We start from the raw sequence: 21,884 nt of genomic DNA, 5'->3' as shown, positions 1-21,884 counted from the left end.
AGGCTGAAGGTGAGAAGATTTCTCGATCGCGGTGGCGACAACAATTTTGCACTGCTGACGCGTTTCCTATACTGATGCTACCGGTTATTCAGGCCTGTCTTCATGCAAGAGCCCATCTTGCTTTTGATCAGGCCAAGGATCACGAAGAGGATGGGTTGTATGGAAAGTTGGGACAACAAGGTCGTAGTAGTCGGTGCGGGCGTTGTCGGAATGGCGACAGCCCTGTTCTTGTTGCGAGGCGGCAAGCAGGTGACGGTCATCGATCCATTTCCACCAGCGGGCGGATGCTCGTTCGGCAATTCCGGCATGATCAGCGCGAACAACGCCGCGCCAATTGCCATGCCTGGCATGCTGCCCCGGGTCCCGGGCTGGCTTCTTGACCCGTTAGGGCCCCTGGTTTTACGCAAGCGCTATCTGCTGCATCTCATGCCGTGGCTCGCGAAGTGGATTCGGGCTGGGAACATCAACCGTGTGCTCGAAATATCCGATGCCATGCACGCCCTGAACAAGGATGCGCACGGTTACTGGAAGGAACTGGTGGGCGCGCAGCGCTACGGCGAACTGGTCCGGCGCAATGGCCAGGTTCATCTGGCGGCAACGAACGACATGCCGTCGCGCAACGCGGCCGTCGAGCGAGCAATCCGCGAGCGTCACGGCTTCGAGGCTGAGCTGCTCGGGCCGGAAGAAATCCGCAAGATGTTTCCCGGAATCGCATCCGACGTTACCAAAGGGGTCCTTATTCCCGGCAACGGCTTCACGACCAATCCACGGCGGCTCGTCGGGTCGATTGGCGAGGCGTTTCTACAGGAAGGCGGCCAGTTGATTTCCGAAAAGGTCCAGAAGCTCATTCCACGCGAGGGCCGCATCATGGTGATGAGCAATACGTCCAACTATGAGGTGGCCGATGTCGTGGTGGCGGCCGGCGCCTGGTCCGCGGACCTCCTTGCGCCGCTGGGCATCACGGTTCCCCTCGAAGGCGAGCGCGGCTATCACGCGATGCTTCCCGACGCGAACATCGACTTGCAGTACACGCTCTCGTTCAGGTCGAGGGGCTTTGGCATGACGCCAATGGAAACCGGCATCCGTGTGGCGGGTACGATCGAGTTCACGTTTCGGGACGCGCCGCCCGATGAGACGCTGGCGCAGCGCTTCATTCCGAAGGCGAAGTTATTGTTCCCGGATCTGACGCACGGCGAGCCCAGGCTGTGGATGGGCGTGCGTCCCTCGCTGCCGGACAGTCTGCCGCTCGTGGGCCCGGTCGAGCGTATTCCAGGCCTCCATCTCGCGTTCGGCAACTCGCATTTCGGCATGACCGGTGGCCCGGCGACCGCGCGGCTCGCGGCCGATCTCGTGCTGCGTGCCAAGCCCACCATCGACGCTGTGCCTTATCGGCTTAGTCGCTTCGGCTAACCTGGGTGTGGACGTGGAGACGTCTGCACATGGGTAGTGCGATTCAGCAGGAAGTGGCCCTGAAGGGCCTTTGATACCACTTTGCGGCCGGGCGCCTTGTCACCCGGCCGCAAGTGTCGTGAGCGCGATTAGAACCGCGTACGCAGGCCGACCATCGTGCCGATGCTGCTGGACTTGCCGCCGAACGTGCCCATGGGGCTGTTGGGGTCGTTGACCGAGGCGCCAGAAAGGTGGCTGTAGTCAGCCTCGAGGTACACGTCGGTGCGCTTCGAGAGATAGTAGTCGGCGATGCCGTAGATCGAGCCCGACTTGCCGCTCTTTCCCGGCGCAACGTTGGTCGTCCAGTCGAACAGCCCGGCCAAAGTCAGAAGCAGGGTGGGCCGCACCGTGTACGTTCCGCCGAGTTGCACAAGATGGTCGGTACGCGGGGTAGACTGCGTTCCCGGACCGGCAGCCGTATAGTAGTTGCCAATCATGCTCGTGTTGGCCAGCGCCAGCCCGCTATTGCTGGGCGAGGGCGTGAAGCCCGCGTCGCGGCGCGTTTCGAAGTAGTACGTATCGATGACGGCCTTATTGAACTGGTAGCTCAGACCTACGCCACCGGCGTCCATCGCGTGCTCGTGCGCGTCCAGCGATTGCTGTCCGAAGATGCCGGCCTTCAGCGGGCCGTTTCCAAAAATGAGGTTGCCGGCCGTTGTGGAGCCTTCGACGGCGGAGCCCGCCTGATTGCCGAACGAACGCTGGAGCTTGATGGCGGCGGGGCCGAATGTGTTCGCGTACGTCACCGTATTGTCGTAGCGAGCGCCAATGAGCGCGGCTTCCCACTCGTTCGGCCCCACGTTGCCCACGCTGATCGGGTCGAACTGGGCAACGAACTCGAAGGCGATGCCGTATTGGCGGCCCATTCTCACCGTGCCGTACAGCGGGTTGGAAAGACCGACCCACGCGAAACGGCCAAACAATTGCCCCTGTTGCCCGGACGTACCGTTTGTCAAGCTGAAGCCGCTTTCGAGGCCGAAGATCGCCGACGTGCCCGCACCCAGATCCTCCTGACCGGAAACCCCCCAGCGGCTACCCGTAACCGCGCCATCAGACAGGAACCAGTTGTTTGCCGAGCCCGTCTTCGTCGCCTGATTGGTCTGAAACCGGATGCCGGTATCGGCGATACCGTAAAGGATGACACTCGATTGTGCGTGAGCGTATTGCGTGGCCAACCCGAAGGCAAGCATGGCTAAAAGTCTGGTCTTCCGCATCAATGCTCCTGTGTGGTCAAAATCTATTCGAAAAAGCTGATCGGGCTTCAAGCTGGTGCCTCGTCGTGTCGTGCTTTGAAGCAGACTGGGCCCATCCATGCATCTGCGCCAGGTGCCATCGTAAAGATCCGCACCACTTGACAAAAAAACCAGGAGGGCCGATTTCGAGCAAATTTCTCGATCCGGGGCGCAAAAATGATTGTTTTTAGCGGTTGATTTAGGTGATAGGGCTTGCGCCTTCACGACGATGGATCGGAAAGGAAAACTATTAATATTGGATTCCTAAGTATTTTCCCGGAACAAATGACTCGACAAGCTTTCCGATCCGAAAGCTTGCAGGGAGAGCGCTCGATGGGTGATGCAGCCGCCTGTGCGGCTGCGCGACTGGCAGGAGAACGCCGCAAGCGCGGCGCGGGTCTATTCTTCGCGTCCGAGCGGTATCGCCATCGACACCTTGACGCGCTGCATCGAAACGGTGGTTCTGAACCGCTTGACGTTACCCGGTTCGAAGAACAGTTTGCGTGTCAGCGCCTCATACTCGGACATATCCTTCACCGACATGATCAGCACGAAGTCCGCTTCGCCCGTGACGTAATAGCATTGCTGGACCTGGGGGCATCGAGAGAAGCGCTGCTTGGCCGCTTCGAGATGTTCCATCGCTTCGCTTTCGACGGAAACCTCGACGATGATCGTCAGGCGGTTGCCCATCTCCTCCGGGCGCAAAACGCTGACGTCTTGCCAGATTACCCCTTCCGTGCGCAGTCGTTGCAACCGGCGAGCGACGGCCGGTGTCGAGAGGTTGACGGCTTCCGCAATCTCCCTGTTCGTCACAAGATTGTTTTCCTGAACGATGTTCAGGATCTTCAAATCGAAAGCGTCAAGCCGGGTGGCCATCGTGTCGCCTTTGTTCATGTTTGCCATCCAGCGGTTGTGCTGTGTCGTTCCGCGATGGCGCACGGTTATTTTGACGGAATCGCCAGAGGAAAGGCGATGAGTAGTTGCCCCATTTTGCCTCAAGGGTTGCGCGGCCGGTTCCGGGCGAGCCGTCGGCATCGTCAGTCTTTCAATCACCTTAAAAAGCTTGCCGGTGGCTCGTTGCGCAGTACGAGGACATGGAACCGGCAATCAGAATGATCGTTATCGGCATGGCAAGTGAGAAAAATGCGCTCAAGTGAGGTTCGATCGGATTATTGAAGGCGCATCCCTCACCCTAGGATAGCCCCGCATCAGTAGTGAAACCTGGCGATGACGCCAGGGAGCCTGGCAACTGCGTCGCATGCCTCACTCGAATGGTCGGGTGAGGCCACTTCATCCAGGGAAAATCGGGGAGATGTGCAATGTCGAAGAACGGTTTCTTTGTTCTCCTTACGTCTACGGCCATGCTCATGACGGCGGCGACGCATGTCATGGCGCAGGACCCGCAGGCATCGGCAAGTGGGGCGGTGCCGTCGTCGGAGGCGCCGAGTACGAAAGCCCAGCGCAAACAGGCGCGCAAGGAAGCACGCAAGCAGGCGCGCGCCAAAACGAGTGCTGAAATGAAATCGTTGCAAGGCGCCGGATATCAGCCGATGCAGACCCCGACCGATTATCCGCAGAATCTGCTGAACGCCGAGAAAAAGGCGGGAGCAGCCAAGGCAGCAAGCCAGTGACGTGCCTGCATCGCGTGACAGGCGCGGATTGTTCTCCGCGCCAACCAGCGGGCATTGGCCGTAGAGGCGCGTAGAGGAAGAGCTTTCATGTTGACGAGTAGCAGTGTTAGCGCTAGCGGACCTCGTGATCGAGCGGCGACTACGCAGCCTGGCCTTCCCCAGGGCGGCGAGACCGCAAAGTAACCCAACACGGAGACGAGGCATGCCCAGCGCAATGTCGCCCCACTGGCCCGCGCATCTGTCGAGCAAGTTGACGGTTCCCGCGACCAATCTGTTTTACAACGCCGAAGTGTCTGCCGCGAGGTTTCCGGACAAACCTTTTCTCAGCTTCTACGGCAAGGCAGTCACATTCGCGCAATTCAAGGATCAGGCTGTGCATATGGCCGGATTCCTGCAGCGGCGCTGCGGCATTGCTGCTGGCGAGCGCGTGATCATTTTCATGCAGAACTGCCCGCAATGGGCCATCGCGTTTTATGCGGCCTTGCGTGCCAACGCGGTTGTGGTTCCGGTCAATCCGATGAACACGACGGAGGAGTTGCGCCATTACATCGAAGACAGCGGCGCGCGTGCCATCTTTGTCGCCCAGGAGCTGTTCCCGCGCTTGCAGCCGCTGTTGAACGAAGGGGTTCTCGCGCCGGAGCAATGCATCGTCGTGACCTATAGCGATTACCTGTCTGACGAGCCGGAGACCGTTCCGCCCGAGTTCGTGCTCGCACCTCGACACCGCGTGGATTCCCGGGTGCCAGCGTGGTCGGATGCACTGGCCGCTCGCTTGTCGCCCGGCGCGCTCCTCGCCGGACCGAATGACCTTTGCGTCATTCCGTATACGTCGGGCACCACCGGCAAGCCGAAGGGCTGTATGCACACCCACTACAGCGTGATGTGCACGGCGGTTGGCGGGGCTCAGTGGTTTGCCAGCAGCCAGGACGTCGTTCAACTCGCGGTTCTGCCGTTGTTTCATGTGACCGGTATGCAGGGCGGCATGAATGCGCCGCTGTATAACGGCGCGACGGTCGTGATGCTGGCGCGCTGGGACCGCGATGCGGCGGCAAGCGCTATCGAGCGCCATCGGATCGCCGGGTGGCACGCAATGTCGACGATGGTGGTGGACTTCCTCTCCAACCCTCGGCTTGGCGATTACGACATTTCAAGCCTGCGCTGGATGCGCGGCGGTGGCGCTGCGATGCCCGAAGCGCTCGCGAACAAGCTCAAGGAGAAACTCGGGGTTGGCTATATCGAAGGCTACGGGATGTCTGAAACCATTGCCGCGACGCACTTCAATCCCGCACACCGGCCCAAACCGCAGTGCCTTGGCATTCCGGTATTCGACGTGGATGCCCGCATCGTCGATCCCGCAACACTCGTTGAAATACCGCGCGGCGAGACGGGTGAAATTGTCATATGCGCGCCACAGGTCATGCAGGGGTATTGGCGCAATCCCGAGGCCACCCGAGAGGTGTTCGTAGAAATCGATGGGCGGTGGTTTCTGCGCACGGGCGATCTTGGCCGCGTGGACGAAGAGGGCTATTACTTCATGACCGATCGCCTGAAACGAATGATCAACGTATCAGGCTATAAGGTGTGGCCCGCCGAAGTGGAGGCGCAACTGTATCACCATCCGCTCATTCAGGAAGCCTGCGTGATCGCGACTCGCGATAGCCGCCGCGGCGAGACGGTCAAGGCGCTTGTCGTGCTCGACGCGCGACGTAGCGAAGAAGTCAGAGCCGAAGACATCATAGATTGGGCGCGCACGTGCATGGCGTCGTACAAGGTGCCGCGCATCGTCGAGTTTGTGGGCTCGCTGCCGAAATCGGCGAGTGGCAAAGTTCTCTGGCGTCAGCTTCAGGATGCTGAGACGTCACGCGAATCGACCCACGCCGATGATTCGGTATCCAGAGCATAACTGTTAATACGTTTGGCCGCTCGATATTGTGGAATAGACATACCAGCGGCACATAAAATGGAGTTCGCAATGAGCACTTCGATGTACCCCGACACGCTGCTCCTGATCGACAACGAGTGGTGCGCCGCTGCAAGCGGCAAAACGCTCGACGTTCTCAATCCCGCTTCGGGGCTGCCCATTGGCAAAGTCGCGCATGCCGGAACCGCCGATCTGGACCGGGCGCTGGCCGCGGCACAGCGTGGGTTTGAGGCGTGGCGCAAGGTGCCGGCCAACGAGCGTGCGGCCATCATGCGCCGCGCCGCGGCGCTCGTGCGCGAACGTGCGACCGAGATCGCACGCTTGATGACCCTCGAACAGGGCAAGCCGTTCAAGGAGGCTTGCATGGAGGTGGTGTTTTCGGCCGACATTATCGAGTGGTTCGCGGATGAAGGCCGGCGCGTCTATGGGCGGCTGGTACCCCCGCGTATTCCCGCTGCGCAGCAGCTCGTCGTCAAGGAGCCCGTTGGGCCCGTTGCTGCGTTCACGCCCTGGAACTTCCCTGTCAACCAGGTCGTGCGCAAGCTCGCTGCGGCGCTGGCGTGCGGCTGTTCTTTCCTCGTGAAGGCGCCGGAGGAAACCCCTGCGTCGCCCGCGGGCTTGCTCAAGGCCTTCGTCGATGCGGGCGTGCCGCCTGGCACCGTGGGGCTTGTATTCGGCGACCCGGCCGAAATTTCGAGCTACCTGATCGCGCATCCGGTAATCCGCAAAGTGACCTTTACCGGATCGACGCCGGTTGGCAAGCAATTGGCGGCGCTCGCCGGAACGCACATGAAGCGCGCCACGATGGAGCTGGGCGGTCATGCACCGGTGATCATCGCCGAGGATGCCGATCTGGGTGTCGCCCTCAGATCGGCAGGCGGGGCGAAGTTCATGAACGCCGGGCAGGTCTGCATTTCGCCTACGCGCTTTCTGGTCCATAACAGTTTGCGGGAGGCGTTCACCGCGGCGCTCGTCAAGCATGCGGAAAGCCTCCAAGTGGGCGACGGGCTCGCCGAAGGGACAACGCTCGGCCCGCTCGCCAACGCGCGGCGGTTGAGCGCGATGGCCAGCATGATCGACAACGCTCGTGCGGCCGGCGCGCGTGTGGCCACCGGCGGCGAGCGTGTGGGCAGGGAAGGCAACTTCTTCGCGCCGACCGTGCTTGCGGACGTTCCCATCCATGCCGACGTGTTCAACGCGGAGCCGTTCGGGCCGATTGCTGCGATCCGCGGCTTCGACACGCTCGAAGAAGCGATCGCCGAGGCGAACCGCTTGCCGTACGGGCTCGCGGGCTACGCGTTCACCCAGTCCATTCGCAACGTGCGCATGCTCACGCAACAGCTCGAGGTGGGCATGCTATGGGTCAACCAGCCGTCCACGCCGTGGCCGGAGCTTCCTTTTGGCGGTGTCAAGGATTCCGGATATGGCTCCGAAGGCGGTCCGGAAGCATTGGAGTCGTACCTCGCGACCAAGACAGTGTCGGTCATGGCGGCGTAATTCGATAGTGATTCAACTGCGTTAAAAGTCAGGAATACTCATGGGAATTTTGGTATTGACGGATCCTTTGCCGTCTGAGATTTACGCAGCGGCGCTAAGGGAGATTGCCGGCGATGTCCCCGTCTGGACGGCATCGGATCAACCGGATCCGGACCGCGTCGAGGCGATACTCGCATGGAAACTCGGCGCGGGGGTGTTGTCGCGCTATCCGAATCTACGGGTACTCGCCAGTATCGGAGCGGGCGCGGATGGCCTGCTCGGCATTCCCGATCTCCCGGCCGATGTGGTGATTACGCGCGCCGTCGATCCGGGGCAGGCCATCGAAATCGCACAGTATGTAGTGGCGTCGGTGCTCTATTTCACGCGGGATCTCGCGACCTATGTGCGTCAGCAGGCTGTCGCCGCGTTTCGGCGCCTGCCTGTTCGTAGTGCGGAGCGATGCCGTGTCGGTGTCCTCGGGATGGGTAATGTCGGACAAGCCATCGCGCGTGCGTTCCTGCCGCTTGGCTACCCGGTCAGTGGCTGGAATCGCAGTCCGCGCGCGGTGAGTGGCGTGAACGTGGTGAGTGGCGCCCAGGCCTTGCCGGAGTTCATGGCAAGCGTCGACATTCTGGTTTGCGCGCTTCCGTTGACGCCGTCGACGCGAGGGATACTTGATCGCCGCAACCTTGGCGCACTGCCCAAAGGCGCAATCGTGCTCAACGTCGGGCGCGGTCAGCATCTGGTCGAAGACGACCTTCGTGCCCTCCTCGACGAGGGCCACCTCGGCGGGGCAGTGCTGGATGTGTTCTCGGAGGAGCCGCCCGCACCGGAGAGCTGGTTCTGGAAACACGAGAAGGTATTGGCTACGCCCCACATCGCGTCCACGTCTTCGTTGCCGCTCGTCGCCGGGCAATGCCTCGACGCGCTGCACCGCACGCGTCAAGGCTTGACGCAGCCGAACGCGGTAGATCGGGAGCTTGGATACTGAGGCATCTGTTTTCGAAAGCGAAGTGATCGACGCCGGATTCGGTAGTATGAAGTGTGATATTCGCGCGGCGTCGGCTCACTTTGCGGCATATTTTGCGAGCTTCGTTTTCCGGTACCAGAAGCCGATCACGGTGAGGAAAAAGTAAGACGCGTATTGAATCAGTTGCGATGCGAGCGGCGCCCAATGCTTGTCGGGCCAGCGCCAGACCAGAGCAATACGCACCATGTTCTCGCAGATCAATCCGACGCCCCATACGGTTGTCAAGATCCGGATGTGCCCCTGCAGCTCTGGCATGGTGTCCCACAGCGTTTCGAATCGAGTCGCACTGTCGCGGCTTCTGCGGGCCATGCTTGAACGGGCCCGGTAAAACGATATGGGGCGCGCCCGGGCAAGCGAGAGAAGAAAGCAGCAGCCGATCAAGCCGGACAGGATGGGTTCTTCGAGCATGCGCTTGCGCGATTCTCCCGTGAGCGCAATCGTGACGAGCGAAGTGGTGATGCCAATCAGCGTTTGCGTCGTCAGTGCATCGAGATGGCCCAGTTTCATCAGACTAAGCGTCATCCAGGCGGCCAGTGGAATGGCCGAAGCGACCAGCGCCCATGCGAGTCCAAAGCGTGGAAGCGTCAGCCAATACGCCAGCCATGGCAACACGCAATTCATCAGGAGCGCGGATAAGTAACGGCTCTTGCTCTTCATCCGGTTACCATCTTGCGGCTGGGTTTGCTTTCTGGTGCATTTGGCTCGGCGCGGGAATGATACGGCAACGTTCAATACGGATTCCTTATTAGCTTGTATGGCCTTCGACCTTTACGGCATGAGGTCGTCAAGGATCGGGTGGGGTTGCCATGCAGCGGCGATACGAAGCGATCGCGAGGCAGTTTACTCGTATTTTTTGTTACTGTACAGTCTGGACGGTATAGTAATTGTAAATCGCGGGCGCGCGCTGGAGCTGGCTGAACGCCAATCGTCTGAACCGGCTCCCGACAGGCTCGGCAAAGGAGAGGAAATGGGTAGGGAAGACAGGCAAAAACAGGGAATGTCGTGTGAACGGCTGGAGCGGATCGGGCATTTCGTCGACGACAACTATATCGCCCCCGGCAAGCTCGCTGGCGCGCTTACCCAGGTGTGGCGGCGCGGCGAGCTCGCACTGAGTTCGGTGCTGGGTCTTGCCGACCGCGAGCGCCAGGTCCCGCTGGCCGAGGATTCGATTTTCCGCATCTACTCGATGACCAAGCCCGTCACGTCGGTGGCGGTCATGATGCTGGTCGAGGAGTGCAAGATCGCGCTGGACGACCCCGTCAGCAAGTACATTGCGGCATGGGAAAAACTGGGCGTGTACGCCGGCGGCTTCATGGAAAGCTTCCAGACGCGTTCGCCCGCGCGCCCGATGCTCGTGGTCGATCTGCTGCGGCATACCTCGGGCCTGACGTACGCGTTTCAGCAGAACACCAATGTCGACGCAGCCTATCGCAAGCTGAAGGTGGGCGAGCTTCCGCCAGAGGGCACGCTGGAGGAGATGATCGAGAAGCTCGCTACGTTGCCGCTCGAATTCTCACCGGGCGAAGCGTGGAACTATTCCGTCTCCACCGATGTGCTCGGCTATCTCGTCGGCAAGGTCAGTGGCATGCCGTTCGAGGTCTTTCTCAAGGAACGGATCTTCGATCCGTTGGGGATGGCCGATACGGCCTTCCACGTGCCTGAGGAGAAGGTATCGCGCTTCTGTGCCTGCTATGCCGCCGGTCCGCTCGCTTCGAAGGCTGCATCGGAGCAAGGGCTGACGCTGATGGACGATGCGCGTACGAGCCGCTATCTCAGGCAGCCCGCCTTCGTCTCGGGCGGCGCTGGTCTCGTCTCGACCGCCGCCGATTACATGCGGTTTGCGCGGATGCTGCTTCAAGGCGGTGAGCTGGATGGCGTGCGGCTGCTGAGCCCCAAGACACTGGCGCTGATGACGGCCAACCATCTTCCCGGCGGCCTCGACCTGCCGCGTGTGTCGCGCTCGATGTACACCGAGGCCACTTACGAAGGCGTCGGCTTCGGCCTTGGCTTCGGCACCACCATGGCGCCTGCGGCCACGCTGCTTCCCGGCAGCGCGGGTGACTTCTTCTGGGGCGGGGCGGCCAGCACGTTCTTCTGGGTCGATCCGCGCGAGGACTTGATCGTGCTGTTCCTCACCCAGCTGCTGCCGTCGAGTGCCTACGCGCTGCGTCGTCAACTACGCACGCTGGTATACAGCGCGATCACCGAGTCTGGAGCCTGAGGTCCGCAGCCTGGCGTGGCCGATGCTGCAACGTACGACGTCAATCAAGCCGTCGGCAGCGCCTGAGTGAGCGTGGAGACGAAGCGCGCCGTGCGCGCATCGCGCGGGCGTGCGAAGAGATCTTGCGAGGGGCCGGCTTCGACGATCGCGCCATCCTTGAGGAAGACCGCGTCGTGCGCGACCGAAGCGGCCAGCCGCAAGTCATGCGTCGCCATCAACATGGTGGTGCCTTCTTCGGCAAGCTGTCTCAGCACGTCGACGACTTCGGCGGAGAGCTCGGGATCGAGCGCCGAGGTCGGCTCGTCGCACAGCAACACCTGAGGCGAGGGCGCGAGCGCGCGTGCAATCGCCACACGCTGCTGCTGACCGCCCGATAGCGTGGAGGGCCACGCGTGCGCCTTCTGCGCGATGCCGACTTTCGCAAGGAGCGCGCTTGCGCGCTCGCGGGCGCGCGCCTTGTCCCATTTCAGCACCGTGACGAGTCCTTCCATCACGTTCTCGATCACGCTCAGATGCGGGAACAACTGGAAGTTCTGGAACACCATGCCCGTATGCCGACGCACGGAAGCAATCTCGGCATGCGGGAGCCGGCGTTCGCGGCCGAACTCGACACGTGCGCTGCCCACGCTCAGCACGCCCGCGTCGGGCGTTTCAAGCAGATTGATACAGCGTAGCAGCGTGCTCTTGCCGCTGCCGGACGGACCGATCAGTGCGGTGACGCTGCCGGATTTCAGCGTGAGGTCGATATCCGCGAGCACCCGATGCTCGCCGAACGACTTGTGGACTTTCTCGATACGGATCATCAGCGCCCCGCCGAAAACAATGCATGGCGGCCAAAGCGCGCCTCGAGCCGCCCTTGTGCCTGCGAGAGCACGGAGCTGAACACGAGGTAGAGCAGTGCAGCCTCGGTATAGAGAATCAGCGGCTCGTAAGTCACAGCGGCAATGCGCTGCGCAGCCTGGAAGATTTCCGGCACGGTCAGCACCGCCGCGAGCGACGTGTCCTTCACGAGCGCAATGAACGAGTTCGATAGCGCGGGCACGGCCACGCGCAGCGCTTGCGGCAGGATCGCGCGGCGCAACGCCTGTGCGCGTGTCATGTTCATCGAATAGGCCGCTTCCCACTGGCCGCGCGGAATCGATTCGATCACGCCCCGGATCACTTCCGCGTTATAGGCGCCTACGTTGAGAGAAAAGCCGATAATAGCTGCCGTCAACGGATCGAGCACGATGCCGATGTTCGGCAGTCCGTAGAAGATCACGAACAACTGCACGAGCAGCGGCGAGCCGCGAAAGAGCCAGATATAAAAACGCACAGCGCCGACCGCCCAGCGTGGCCCGAACAGCCGCACGAGCGCCGCGCCGAACGCGAGCACCATGCCGATTGCGAATGAAGCCAGGGTGAGCGGGACGGTGAAAACCAGTCCCGCCTCGAGCAATGGCCACAACGATTGCGCCATCAAATGCAGCCATGCCGGCATCGTTCAATCCGCCTTATTGCGAAACGTCTTTGCCGAAATACTTCTGTGAAATCCGCGCATAGGTGCCGTCGGCCTTGATCTGCGCGAGTGCCTTGTCGATGGCCGCGAGCAGCTCCGGGCTGCCCTTGCGGATCAGCACGCCCGACTGATCGTCGGCGGACGAGGTGTCGGTGAACGCGACTTTGAGCTTGGCGTCGGGCTTGTGCTTCTGGAAGTCGAGGAACGAGAGCGAGTCGTTGACGGTGGCGTCCACCCGGCCCGAGGTCAGCAGATCGATCGACTCGTTGAAGCCCTGCACCGGCACGACATCGGCACCGTGCGCCGCGGCGAGCTTGCCGAAGTTGCTGGTGAGCGTATTGGCCGACTTCTTGCCCTTCAGGTCGTCGAACGAATGGATCGTGGTGTTATCCGAGCGCACGATCAGCACGGCATGCGTGGCGATATAGGGCGTCGAGAAGTCGTACTTCTCCTTGCGTGCGTCCGTGATCGACACCTCGTTGATGACCGCGTCGTAGCGGTTGACGTCGAGGCCGGCGATCAGGCCGTCCCACTTGCCCTCGACGAACTGTGGCTTGACGCCGAGCCGTTGTGCGATCGCCGTGGCGATGTCGACATCGAAGCCGGTCAGTTTGCCCGATGCATCGTGGTAGGTGAATGGTGCGTAAGTGCCTTCGGTGCCGACACGAAACACGCCGGATGCTTTGACTTGCGTGAGTTCGTCGGCGGCGAGGGCCGGTGCAGTGGCGGCGACCGAGAGGAGCGCGGCGAAGAGAGCGGAGCGAATGGCTTTCATGATTGAAAAGTTCTGATGTGAGAGGTCGGGTAGCGTCGGCGTCAAAGTGAGTGACCGATTCTACGAGGCGCGTGCGTGGCCGCAAAACAGCCACATTCGCTATGCATATGCACTGGCGGAATATCGCGACACAGGCTTGTTCCTGCACAGCGCCGGCCGGGCTCATCTGCAATGGCTTTCGGGCTGATGCCATTGCATCTGATGCGGATGCTCATTTGGATAGCATTTTTAATTGGTTGGAAGCGCGCGGCCTTGCTCGCATAGTCGAATCATGATGGCTAAAGGCGGCAACCCGTGAAAGGTTCGGATGCATGCCGCCAACACGACATGGAGGCACTGATGACAGTGGAACTGCAGGAAAAGCCGCTGCACGCGGATCTCGAAGCGGCGCGCGGCAATGCGCAGGCGGCCGGGCTGCCGTATGCGGGAAGCGTGACGCCGCAGCAGGCGTGGGCGCTCCACCAGGCGGGCGAGGCCGTGCTCGTGGATGTGCGCACCGGCGAGGAGCGCAAGTTCGTCGGCCACGTGCCGGACACCTTGCATGTCGCCTGGGCGACCGGAACGAGCCTCACGCGCAATCCGCGCTTCGTTCGCGAGCTGGAGGCCAAGGCGGGCAAGGGCGCCGCGCTCGTGCTGCTGTGCCGCAGCGGCAACCGCTCGGCGCAGGCCGCGGAGGCGGCCGCCAAGGCGGGCTTTGCGCAGGTGTTCAACGTCACCGAAGGCTTCGAAGGCGATCTCGATGAGGCGGGGCATCGCGGCTTGCGCAACGGCTGGCGCTTTCATGGCTTGCCATGGGTGCAGGACTAGCAAGACCTGCTCACCCGTGCGCCGGATCATTCATACGGACAACGAAGAGAGAACTGGCGTGACTGTATTTCATGTGGCTGAGATCGTCGACGCGCTGCAGGGCGTGCGACAGCAATGGCGCGAATTGCAGCGGCGCGCGCTGGAGCCCGGCGGGCGCGACCTGCCGGCGCGCGAGGCGCTGGCCGAAGTCATCGAAACGCTCAAGGGCATGCTGTTTCCCATGCGGCTCGGGCCGCCGGATCTGCGCCAGGAGAGCGAGAACTTCTACGTGGGCCATGCGCTCGACGCGGCGCTGCACGCCTTGCTTGCACAGGCGCGGCTCGAGCTGCGCTACAAGGCACGGCATGTGGAGAGCGATCCCGATGAGATCGAGGCGCGCGCGCTGGCTGCCGTGCGCGCATTCGCCCAGCGCTTGCCCGCTATCCGCGCGCTGCTCGACACCGACGTGCTTGCGGCATTCAACGGCGACCCCGCTGCCGGCAGCGGGGACGAGGTGCTGCTCTGCTACCCGGGCGTGCTCGCCATCACGCATCACCGGCTGGCGCATGAGCTGTATCAGCTAGGGCTGCCGCTGCTCGCACGCATCATCTCGGAGCTCGCGCACGCGGCCACCGGCATCGACATTCATCCGGGCGCGCAGATCGGCAGCGCGTTCTTCATCGATCACGGCACCGGCGTCGTGATCGGAGAAACGGCGATCATCGGCGAGCGGGTTCGCGTGTACCAGGCCGTGACACTCGGCGCCAAGCGCTTTCCGCGCGATGCCGCCGGCAATCTCGAGAAGGGCCTCGCGCGACACCCGATCGTCGAGGACGAGGTGGTCATCTACGCGGGCGCGACGATACTCGGGCGCGTCACGCTGGGCCGCGGCGCCGTCATTGGCGGCAACGTCTGGTTGACCGAGGGCGTGCCGCCGGGCGCGCACGTGACACAGGCCATCTCGCGCCACGAAACGCGCGCGCCGCTTGCGGGCCGGCCCGTCGAGGATGGCGTGCCCGCATCGTTTGCGATCGCAGCGGGCGCAGCACGATGAGCGCCATCGTCCACGACTTCGGCGCAGCCGTAAGGCGTTTGCGCGAGGCGCATGCATGGTCGCAGGAGCGGCTCGCCGAGCATGCCGGGCTGAACCGCACCTATGTCGGCGAAATCGAGCGTGGCGCGGCCATCGCATCGATCGTCACCGTGGAAAAGCTCGCGCATGCGCTGGGTGTGAGCATTGGCGAACTGCTTGTGGGCGGGGCGATCGGCGTTGCGAACGCAGCGGCGTTGCCGGGTAGTCCGCTGCACCCCTGAGTGCCGCTATTCATTCATTTGTTTCCGAGCCGGATGGCATTGCGCGAGCGCCGCTCGATGCCGTTCGACTGCATTTGATGTCGCTTGACGCCTATAGCCGGTTGAACCGCGCAATCGGGCTTCCCATAATCTGCTGTCTTCATAAGCAATGCAGTTTTCGTTATAAGTAACCGGAGCCCTCATTCATGTCCACGACTCTGAGCGGCCAGACCGCGCTTGGCGATAACGCCGCGCGGCAACTGGCGAATGCCACCAAGACCGTCCCGCAGCTTTCGACGATCACGCCGCGCTGGCTCACCCACTTGCTGCAATGGGTGCCGGTCGAAGCCGGTATCTATCGTTTGAACCGCGTTAAGGACCCCGAAGCAGTGCGTGCTGCCTGCACGGCGCGCGAAGACGAAGGCACGCTGCCCACGACGTTCGTGCCTTATGAGGAGCAGCCGCGCGAGTACTTCCTCAACGCGGTGAGCACGGTGCTCGACGTCCATACGCGCATCTCCGATCTCTACAGCAGTCCGCACGACCAGATCAAGGAGCAACTGCGCCTCACGATCGAGACGATCAAGGAGTTGCAGGAAAGCCAGCTCATCAACAATCCCGACTACGGCCTGCTGGCCAACGTCGAGGAAGAGCAGCGCATTTTCCCGCTCACGGGCGCGCCCACGCCCGACGATCTCGACGAGCTGCTCACGAAGGTCTGGAAGGAACCCGCGTTCTTCCTCACGCATCCGCTCGCGATTGCCGCGTTTGGCCGCGAATGCACGCGCCGCGGCGTGCCGCCGCCGACGGTCAGCCTGTTCGGCTCGCAGTTCATCACGTGGCGCGGCATTCCGCTGATTCCGTCCGACAAGGTGCCGGTCGCCGACGGCAAGACCAAGATCCTGCTGCTGCGCGTGGGCGACAAGCGCCAGGGCGTGGTGGGCCTCTACCAGCCGGGCGTGGCGGGCGAGCAGGGGCCGGGTCTCTCGGTGCGCTTCATGGGGATCAACAATCAGGCGATCGCGTCGTATCTGATCTCGCTGTATTGCTCGCTCGCGGTCCATTCGCCGGATGCGCTGGCTGTCCTCGATGACGTGGAGATCGGCAAGTACCATGACTACCCTGACACCTACCGTTAATCCGGCGGCGCTGCCGCAAGCGGGCGCCCACGCACCGCTGCCTGGTGGACTGCCGGACCCCGCGACGCTCGCGCGCCTCGCCAATGAGTTCTTCAGCACGCTGCCGGGCAGCGCGGGCGCGCCCGGCGTGGCGGCCGGCAGCGGCGCGGTGGGCGGCGTGCCGTCGGCGTTGCCGGCGGCCGCGCCGATACTCGCCTCGCTCAGCAATCCCGCGCCGGCCGGCTCGCCGCTCGCGGGGCCTGGCGGCACGGGCACCGGCGTGCCGGGCCTGGCGGCGCCGCAAGGCAAGGTGCCGGGGGCCAATCTCGCGCCTGGCGCGCCTACGCATGTGCTCGCGCTCGGCAACCGCGCGCCCGCGCTGGCGCCGCACGCTGCCGCCGCGAACGGGCTGCCGGACAACGCGGTGGCGATCGCGCCCGCGCTGGAGCCGCGCGTGGGCGGCGCGTTGCTGGGCGTGCCGCAGGCCTATGCGGCGGCTGAACCCGCCGGGCCGCTGCCCGCCGCCGCGCCCAGTGCCGGGGCCAGCGAGCGCTCACCGTTCTATTTCACGGACTCGGCGGGGCACGGCTGGCAGCGCGAGGCGCAGGAGATCGTGGTGCCGGCGCATGGCCTCGCCGCGCCCGAGACATTCGGACTGCCAGGCGACGACGCGCTGCGCGCACTGCTCACGCTCAACCGGCCGGAGCACGGTGCGCACGATGGCCCCGCGCGCTACTTTCTGGCCGGGCGTAACGACACCGCTACCAACGCGCCGGGCACCTCCGCAGGACGCGCGCACGATGCCGACGCGCTGCGTGGCGCGCATCCGCCCTTCGACGTCAACGCCGTGCGCCGCGACTTTCCGATCCTGCAGGAGCGCGTGAACGGCAAGCCGCTCGTCTGGTTCGACAACGCCGCCACGACGCACAAGCCGCAGGCCGTGATCGACCGGCTCGCGTACTTCTACGCGCACGAGAACTCGAACATTCACCGTGCCGCGCACGCTCTGGCCGCGCGCGCAACTGATGCCTACGAGCATGCGCGCAAGACCGTGCAGCGCTTCATCGGGGCTTCGTCGCCCGAGGAGATCGTGTTCGTACGCGGCACGACCGAGGCGATCAACCTGATCGCGAAGTCGTGGGGCGTGCAGAACGTCGGCGAAGGCGACGAGATCGTCGTCTCGCATCTCGAGCACCACGCGAACATCGTGCCGTGGCAGCAACTCGCGGCGCTCAAGGGGGCGAAGCTGCGCGTGATTCCCGTCGACGACTCGGGCCAGGTCCTGCTCGACGAGTATCGCAAGCTGCTCAACGCGCGCACGAAGATCGTCTCGGTGACGCAGGTCTCGAACGCGCTCGGCACCGTGGTGCCGGTGCAGGAGATCGTGGAACTCGCGCATCGCGCGGGCGCGAAGGCGCTCGTCGACGGCGCCCAGTCGATCTCGCACATGCGTGTGGATGTGCAGGCGCTCGACGCCGACTTCTTCGTGTTCTCGGGCCACAAGATCTACGGGCCGACCGGCATCGGCGTCGTATACGGCAAGCGCGAGCTGCTCGAAGTCATGCCGCCGTGGCAGGGCGGCGGCAACATGATCCAGGACGTCACGTTCGAGAAGACCGTGTTCCATGGAGCGCCCGCGCGCTTCGAAGCCGGCACCGGCAATATCGCCGATGCCGTGGGGCTGGGCGCGGCGCTCGACTACGTGAGCCGGATCGGCATCGAGAACATCGCACGCTACGAGCACGACTTGCTTGCGTATGCAACGAGTGTGCTCGCGCCGGTGCCGGGCGTACGCCTCGTGGGGACGGCGCGCGACAAGGCGAGCGTGCTCTCGTTCGTGCTGAAGGGCTATACGACCGAGGAGGTGGGGCAGGCGTTGAGCCGCGAAGGCATCGCCGTGCGCGCGGGGCATCATTGCGCGCAGCCGATCTTGCGGCGCTTCGGCCTCGAGGCGACCGTGCGGCCTTCGCTCGCGTTCTACAACACCTGCGCGGAAGTCGACGCGCTGGTGTCGGTCGTGCGCGGGCTGGCGCCGCGCCAGTAGAGCCAACGCGGGGCGGCGGCGCCCCGCGTTGCCTTCGCCCGGGGAATCGCGGGGCGGCTATTGCCCCGATGGCCTTGGCACCTGTGGGAGGTGGGCCCCGGAAGTGTCACGTCTGCGAGGGCAAACTGTCCGCAGTCGCAAGATAAAGGCGGGTCATGAGTTTCCACTCGCGTAGCAACGCATCGTTGAGGAGATCGTCGCCGTAAAGAATGGCCCGATGTAAAAGGGCCTCTCCGGATGATTCAATGACAAAAGCCGCGAGCCGCAGGTCCGGTCTGGGTATCGGCTCCCCGCATTGGCGAAGCGCGCTTTCGAGAAGTTCAGCAATAGCGAGAGAAACACGTCGCAGGTGCTGTGTCTTGCTCACCTTGCCCATCTGATCGAGAAGAACGCGATGCAGGGCAAGATCTTTTGCATACGCGTCCACACTTGTATCGATCCATGCGTCGACCAATGACGCTATCCCCTTGCCCTCCACTTCCTTGAACGCTCTGGCGTAAGTGTCAAGCAGGTTGTCGCAATGGCGTTTGATCAACTTCGCGACAAGCGCTTCCTTGCTGGTGAAGTATTCATACAGCGAACCAACACTGACCCCCGCTGCTTCGGCAATGCGCGTCGTGCTCGTGGCATCGAATCCATCTCTTATCAAAAGCTGTTGAGCGGCCTCGAGAATGGCGTCAACAGTCATCTGCGACCGTCCTTGCCTTGGTCTGCGGCGCACGGCGATCTGCGCGTTCGCGCCAAATTTCCGACCTTTGACTGGCACCTCTTTCTCCTCGGCAACGATGTTCGCGACAGCCACCACCAGCGTGGCCTGCGCGCTATCGATTCTAGCCTTATGTACGTGCCCTGAAACTTCGGGACGAGGGATATCCGAGTAGATGCCAGGCAAGTCACGCCGGCGCCCGGGAATAAAGGCGTTGTGGCGGCCCGAGCTCAGGGTGCCGAAATCCGAATAGAGGCACTGAAGTGCGCCACCTATGATGGGGACGTAATCAAGTTGCAGCCAGAAGAGCGATATGCTGCATCGCGTTAAATTACATTCAGCTTTCGCCTGATGCAAGGACAGACGGAGACATAAGTCATATGGAACATGCCGCTTCACAAAACCTGGCGTACTGGCCCGCAGATCAAAGCGAGCCTTTCCTGGAAATCAGCATTGGGGACGCGCTCACGAATGCGGCAGAGCGCTGGGAAAACGAAGTCGCGCTGGTTGAGGGTGTCAGCCGGACCGACAGGCGTCGCTGGACTTATGGCGAGCTGCTAACGCAATCGCGTAGAGTGGCGGGCGCACTGCTGAGCCGCTTTCGCCCGGGCGAGCACGTTGCGGTGTGGGCATCGAACAGCCCGGAGTGGGTGCAGATCGAACTCGGTGCCGCACTCGCGGGCATTACGCTTGTCACCGTGAACCCGGCGTATCTCGCTTCGGAACTCAAGTACGTCCTCAAGCAATCACAGACCTGCGGAATTATCGTAGAACCCGAGTATCGCGGAAGAAAACTCGCGGCTGTCGTGGAGGAAGTCAAACCCGAATTGCCACTCTTGCGAGAAATTATCTCGCTGGAGAGTTGGGGAGATTTTGTCAATAGCTCGTCGGAATCCGCCACGCTACCACGCGTGGAACCTGGCGCTATAGCCCAAATTCAATACACATCTGGCACCACGGGCTTTCCCAAAGGCGCGCTGCTCACCCATCGAGGATTGGCCAACAACGGGCGAATCTATGCGCAAGTGATCGGTGCGCGCAAAGGCGACGTATGGGTCAACCCGATGCCCCTGTTTCATACCGCCGGGTGCGGTCTCGTGACGTTGGGGGCATTGCAGACGGGAGGCACTCACGTTCTTCCGCCGGCTTTCGATCCGGCGTTGATGCTGGAGTTGATTCAATCCGAACGCGGCACATTGATGTCCGCAGTGCCGACGATGATCGTTCGTATTCTCGACCATCCGGAACTGGCAAGCTTCGACCTGAGTTCATGGAGACTCGCAACGCTCGGCGGCGCGCCTGTGCCGCCGGCGCTGGTACAGCGGATCGAGAATACCCTTCGCATCAAGGCAGGTATTGGATTCGGGCAAACGGAAGCCTCGCCCTATATCACTCATACGCGCGAAAACGAATCTCGAACGGGGTGGGCGTTGACGGTCGGGCGGCCCATGCCACAGGTCGAAGTCAAAGTGGCCAATCCACAAAGCGGCGAAACGGTGCCGTTCGGCACGGTGGGTGAAATCTGGACTCGCGGAAGTTGCGTCACCAAGGGTTACTTCGATAACGCGGAAGCAACGCGACAGGCGCTGACTGGCGACGGATGGCTGCGGACGGGCGATTTGGGCTCGATGGCAAGCGACGGTTATCTCACCATTCAGGGAAGAATGAAGGAGATGATTATTCGCGGTGGCGAAAACGTCTATCCGCGCGAGATCGAAGAAGTGTTGCTTAGCCATCCTGCCGTTGTAGCGGCTTGTGTGGTCGGATTGCCCGACGCCGAATGGGGTGAAATCATTGCCGCCTTCGTCCAGCTCAAAGCCGGGCGAGCCGAAGGAGAGAGCGAGCTCACAAGCTTTTGCCGCACGCGTCTCGCGTCATACAAGACGCCAAGGGTCTGGCGCTTCGTGGATCAGTTCCCCCAGACTGCATCGGGAAAAGTCCAGAAATATGTTCTGCGTGAGCAACTTCTCAAAGAGGCTCGTACAGACAAATCGCTGGACGGCGGCTCGTAATTTCGCTCAATTTTCCCAACGATAGTATGGATTCGATCGAATTCTATTTTGATTTCGTCTCGCCCTACGCGTATCTCGCATCGAATGCGATTGAGGCTTTGGCAGACCGTCACGGTAAGAAACTTCATTGGCTACCATTCCGGCTTGGCGTTGCAGTGGTCAAGGTCATGGGCTTGAAGCCGCTGCTTGATACGCCGCTCAAAGGTCCTTATGCCCGTCATGACGCATCGCGGATGGCAAAAGTATTGGGACTACCGCTTACCGATGATTTCTCGATGTTTGACCCTGTACCTGCTCAGCAGTTGATGTACACGCAACCGCTTGAACAGCGACCGGTACTGGCGAAAGCACTGTTGCGTGCACGTTGGGCCGAGGGGCGTCGCCTCGGTGACATGGATATTTTGTTCGATGTTGCCCGGAAAGCCGTGGGCCTGGACGAGCAACAGTTCCGGGAAACCATTGAATCGAAACAATCACGTAGTGCTGTCAACGAGGCGACCCGCGCTGCGGTTTCCCGCGGCGTGTTTGGTTCTCCAACATTCGCAGCAGGAAACGAACTCTTTTGGGGCGGAGACCGCATTTGGCTACTCGATCAGTACCTTGCCGCTGGCGCGCAGTATGTGCCGGCTGCGGTCACGCCGCTCACCCCGAAGATTGACGGTAATGAAACTCAAAGGACATGAGGCACCAGC

Annotated in this window: 20 protein-coding genes; 13 read left to right on the top strand and 7 right to left on the bottom strand. The window is 62.3% G+C overall.

Annotated elements, in window-relative coordinates; all coding sequences use genetic code 11:
• Positions 1-159 precede the first annotated feature (159 nt).
• Positions 160-1,410, top strand: a complete 1,251-nt coding sequence (locus E1956_RS40515) for an NAD(P)/FAD-dependent oxidoreductase (RefSeq protein ID WP_167760274.1) — start codon at positions 160-162, stop codon at positions 1,408-1,410.
• Positions 1,411-1,538: 128 nt separating this feature from the next.
• Here E1956_RS40515 and E1956_RS40510 read toward each other — a convergent pair whose 3' ends face one another.
• Both E1956_RS40510 and E1956_RS40505 read right to left on the bottom strand, forming a co-directional pair.
• Positions 1,539-2,663 carry a porin gene (locus tag E1956_RS40510; protein WP_232072250.1) on the bottom strand — a complete coding sequence of 375 codons (1,125 nt, stop codon included), beginning with the start codon at positions 2,661-2,663 and terminating at the stop codon, positions 1,539-1,541.
• Between the two features lie 417 nt (positions 2,664-3,080).
• A complete protein-coding gene (locus E1956_RS40505; RefSeq protein ID WP_134758905.1) occupies positions 3,081-3,575 on the bottom strand; it encodes an Lrp/AsnC family transcriptional regulator in 495 nt (164 codons plus the stop codon).
• Between the two features lie 425 nt (positions 3,576-4,000).
• Between E1956_RS40505 and E1956_RS40500 the strand changes: the two genes are divergently transcribed.
• The 4 genes from E1956_RS40500 (at position 4,001) to E1956_RS40485 (ending at position 8,700) form a co-directional block, all read left to right on the top strand.
• The gene (locus E1956_RS40500) at positions 4,001-4,312 is read left to right on the top strand and encodes a DUF4148 domain-containing protein (RefSeq protein WP_134758904.1); all 312 of its coding nucleotides are present in this window, start codon (positions 4,001-4,003) and stop codon (positions 4,310-4,312) included.
• Positions 4,313-4,514: 202 nt separating this feature from the next.
• On the top strand, positions 4,515-6,215 hold the full coding sequence (locus tag E1956_RS40495) for a long-chain fatty acid--CoA ligase (RefSeq protein WP_134759720.1): 1,701 nt from the start codon (positions 4,515-4,517) through the stop codon (positions 6,213-6,215).
• Between the two features lie 69 nt (positions 6,216-6,284).
• Positions 6,285-7,730, top strand: a complete 1,446-nt coding sequence (locus tag E1956_RS40490; RefSeq protein WP_134758903.1) for an NAD-dependent succinate-semialdehyde dehydrogenase — start codon at positions 6,285-6,287, stop codon at positions 7,728-7,730.
• Between the two features lie 40 nt (positions 7,731-7,770).
• Positions 7,771-8,700: a 2-hydroxyacid dehydrogenase gene (locus E1956_RS40485; protein ID WP_134758902.1), complete on the top strand. Its 930-nt coding sequence runs from the start codon at positions 7,771-7,773 to the stop codon at positions 8,698-8,700.
• Between the two features lie 75 nt (positions 8,701-8,775).
• Here E1956_RS40485 and E1956_RS40480 read toward each other — a convergent pair whose 3' ends face one another.
• On the bottom strand, positions 8,776-9,396 hold the full coding sequence (locus E1956_RS40480) for a VC0807 family protein (protein ID WP_134758901.1): 621 nt from the start codon (positions 9,394-9,396) through the stop codon (positions 8,776-8,778).
• 340 nt (positions 9,397-9,736) lie between these two features.
• Here E1956_RS40480 and E1956_RS40475 point away from each other — a divergent pair, with 340 nt between their 5' ends.
• Positions 9,737-10,960 carry a serine hydrolase domain-containing protein gene (locus E1956_RS40475; protein WP_418789347.1) on the top strand — a complete coding sequence of 408 codons (1,224 nt, stop codon included), beginning with the start codon at positions 9,737-9,739 and terminating at the stop codon, positions 10,958-10,960.
• Positions 10,961-11,004: 44 nt separating this feature from the next.
• Here the strand turns inward: E1956_RS40475 and E1956_RS40470 are convergent, their stop codons facing one another.
• Genes E1956_RS40470 through E1956_RS40460 form a run of 3 tightly spaced genes read right to left on the bottom strand, consistent with a single transcriptional unit; the run spans position 11,005 to position 13,233 of the window.
• Entirely contained in the window at positions 11,005-11,763 is a 759-nt protein-coding gene (locus E1956_RS40470) for an amino acid ABC transporter ATP-binding protein (RefSeq protein ID WP_134758900.1), read from the bottom strand.
• A complete protein-coding gene (locus E1956_RS40465; RefSeq protein ID WP_134758899.1) occupies positions 11,763-12,440 on the bottom strand; it encodes an amino acid ABC transporter permease in 678 nt (225 codons plus the stop codon). Before E1956_RS40465 ends, E1956_RS40470 begins: the two co-directional genes overlap by 1 nt.
• 13 nt (positions 12,441-12,453) lie before the next feature.
• Positions 12,454-13,233: an amino acid ABC transporter substrate-binding protein gene (locus E1956_RS40460; protein ID WP_134758898.1), complete on the bottom strand. Its 780-nt coding sequence runs from the start codon at positions 13,231-13,233 to the stop codon at positions 12,454-12,456.
• Between the two features lie 339 nt (positions 13,234-13,572).
• Between E1956_RS40460 and E1956_RS40455 the strand changes: the two genes are divergently transcribed.
• The 5 genes from E1956_RS40455 (at position 13,573) to E1956_RS40435 (ending at position 18,474) form a co-directional block, all read left to right on the top strand.
• Positions 13,573-14,040 (top strand): rhodanese-like domain-containing protein, encoded by a 468-nt coding sequence (locus E1956_RS40455; RefSeq protein WP_134758897.1) that lies wholly within the window; start codon positions 13,573-13,575, stop codon positions 14,038-14,040.
• Positions 14,041-14,098: 58 nt separating this feature from the next.
• Entirely contained in the window at positions 14,099-15,073 is a 975-nt protein-coding gene (gene epsC, locus E1956_RS40450) for a serine O-acetyltransferase EpsC (RefSeq protein ID WP_134758896.1), read from the top strand.
• Positions 15,070-15,333, top strand: coding sequence for a helix-turn-helix domain-containing protein (locus E1956_RS40445; RefSeq protein ID WP_134758895.1), 264 nt, complete (start codon positions 15,070-15,072; stop codon positions 15,331-15,333). Before epsC ends, E1956_RS40445 begins: the two co-directional genes overlap by 4 nt.
• 185 nt (positions 15,334-15,518) lie before the next feature.
• Positions 15,519-16,451, top strand: a complete 933-nt coding sequence (locus E1956_RS40440; protein WP_035529349.1) for a family 2A encapsulin nanocompartment shell protein — start codon at positions 15,519-15,521, stop codon at positions 16,449-16,451.
• Positions 16,426-18,474: a family 2A encapsulin nanocompartment cargo protein cysteine desulfurase gene (locus tag E1956_RS40435; protein ID WP_134758894.1), complete on the top strand. Its 2,049-nt coding sequence runs from the start codon at positions 16,426-16,428 to the stop codon at positions 18,472-18,474. Before E1956_RS40440 ends, E1956_RS40435 begins: the two co-directional genes overlap by 26 nt.
• A 106-nt stretch (positions 18,475-18,580) precedes the next feature.
• On the opposite strand, the gene E1956_RS40430 is transcribed toward E1956_RS40435, so the two are convergent.
• A complete protein-coding gene (locus E1956_RS40430; protein ID WP_134758893.1) occupies positions 18,581-19,537 on the bottom strand; it encodes a TetR/AcrR family transcriptional regulator in 957 nt (318 codons plus the stop codon).
• Between the two features lie 23 nt (positions 19,538-19,560).
• Between E1956_RS40430 and E1956_RS40425 the strand changes: the two genes are divergently transcribed.
• Together E1956_RS40425 and E1956_RS40420 are read left to right on the top strand one after the other, a co-directional pair.
• Positions 19,561-21,192: an AMP-binding protein gene (locus E1956_RS40425; protein WP_134758892.1), complete on the top strand. Its 1,632-nt coding sequence runs from the start codon at positions 19,561-19,563 to the stop codon at positions 21,190-21,192.
• 26 nt (positions 21,193-21,218) lie between these two features.
• Positions 21,219-21,875 carry a 2-hydroxychromene-2-carboxylate isomerase gene (locus tag E1956_RS40420; RefSeq protein ID WP_134758891.1) on the top strand — a complete coding sequence of 219 codons (657 nt, stop codon included), beginning with the start codon at positions 21,219-21,221 and terminating at the stop codon, positions 21,873-21,875.
• The last annotated feature ends 9 nt before the right edge of the window (positions 21,876-21,884 follow it).

The organism is Paraburkholderia pallida (assembly GCF_004524855.1).
Taxonomy (GTDB): Bacteria; Pseudomonadota; Gammaproteobacteria; order Burkholderiales; family Burkholderiaceae; genus Paraburkholderia; species Paraburkholderia oxyphila.
The sequence above is the reverse complement of the archived record's forward strand: the minus strand, read 5'-3'. Positions and strand labels throughout refer to the sequence as shown.

What these genes read in the sequence shown, in the direction of transcription:
- E1956_RS40515 (WP_167760274.1), top strand. Translation starts at nt 160, where the DNA reads ATGGAAAGTTGGGACAACAAGGTCGTAGTAGTCGGTGCGGGCGTTGTC.
- E1956_RS40510 (WP_232072250.1), bottom strand. Translation starts at nt 2,663, where the DNA reads ATGCGGAAGACCAGACTTTTAGCCATGCTTGCCTTCGGGTTGGCCACG.
- E1956_RS40505 (WP_134758905.1), bottom strand. Translation starts at nt 3,575, where the DNA reads ATGAACAAAGGCGACACGATGGCCACCCGGCTTGACGCTTTCGATTTG.
- E1956_RS40500 (WP_134758904.1), top strand. Translation starts at nt 4,001, where the DNA reads ATGTCGAAGAACGGTTTCTTTGTTCTCCTTACGTCTACGGCCATGCTC.
- E1956_RS40495 (WP_134759720.1), top strand. Translation starts at nt 4,515, where the DNA reads ATGCCCAGCGCAATGTCGCCCCACTGGCCCGCGCATCTGTCGAGCAAG.
- E1956_RS40490 (WP_134758903.1), top strand. Translation starts at nt 6,285, where the DNA reads ATGAGCACTTCGATGTACCCCGACACGCTGCTCCTGATCGACAACGAG.
- E1956_RS40485 (WP_134758902.1), top strand. Translation starts at nt 7,771, where the DNA reads ATGGGAATTTTGGTATTGACGGATCCTTTGCCGTCTGAGATTTACGCA.
- E1956_RS40480 (WP_134758901.1), bottom strand. Translation starts at nt 9,396, where the DNA reads ATGAAGAGCAAGAGCCGTTACTTATCCGCGCTCCTGATGAATTGCGTG.
- E1956_RS40475 (WP_418789347.1), top strand. Translation starts at nt 9,737, where the DNA reads ATGTCGTGTGAACGGCTGGAGCGGATCGGGCATTTCGTCGACGACAAC.
- E1956_RS40470 (WP_134758900.1), bottom strand. Translation starts at nt 11,763, where the DNA reads ATGATCCGTATCGAGAAAGTCCACAAGTCGTTCGGCGAGCATCGGGTG.
- E1956_RS40465 (WP_134758899.1), bottom strand. Translation starts at nt 12,440, where the DNA reads ATGCCGGCATGGCTGCATTTGATGGCGCAATCGTTGTGGCCATTGCTC.
- E1956_RS40460 (WP_134758898.1), bottom strand. Translation starts at nt 13,233, where the DNA reads ATGAAAGCCATTCGCTCCGCTCTCTTCGCCGCGCTCCTCTCGGTCGCC.
- E1956_RS40455 (WP_134758897.1), top strand. Translation starts at nt 13,573, where the DNA reads ATGACAGTGGAACTGCAGGAAAAGCCGCTGCACGCGGATCTCGAAGCG.
- E1956_RS40445 (WP_134758895.1), top strand. Translation starts at nt 15,070, where the DNA reads ATGAGCGCCATCGTCCACGACTTCGGCGCAGCCGTAAGGCGTTTGCGC.
- E1956_RS40440 (WP_035529349.1), top strand. Translation starts at nt 15,519, where the DNA reads ATGTCCACGACTCTGAGCGGCCAGACCGCGCTTGGCGATAACGCCGCG.
- E1956_RS40435 (WP_134758894.1), top strand. Translation starts at nt 16,426, where the DNA reads ATGACTACCCTGACACCTACCGTTAATCCGGCGGCGCTGCCGCAAGCG.
- E1956_RS40425 (WP_134758892.1), top strand. Translation starts at nt 19,561, where the DNA reads ATGGAACATGCCGCTTCACAAAACCTGGCGTACTGGCCCGCAGATCAA.
- E1956_RS40420 (WP_134758891.1), top strand. Translation starts at nt 21,219, where the DNA reads ATGGATTCGATCGAATTCTATTTTGATTTCGTCTCGCCCTACGCGTAT.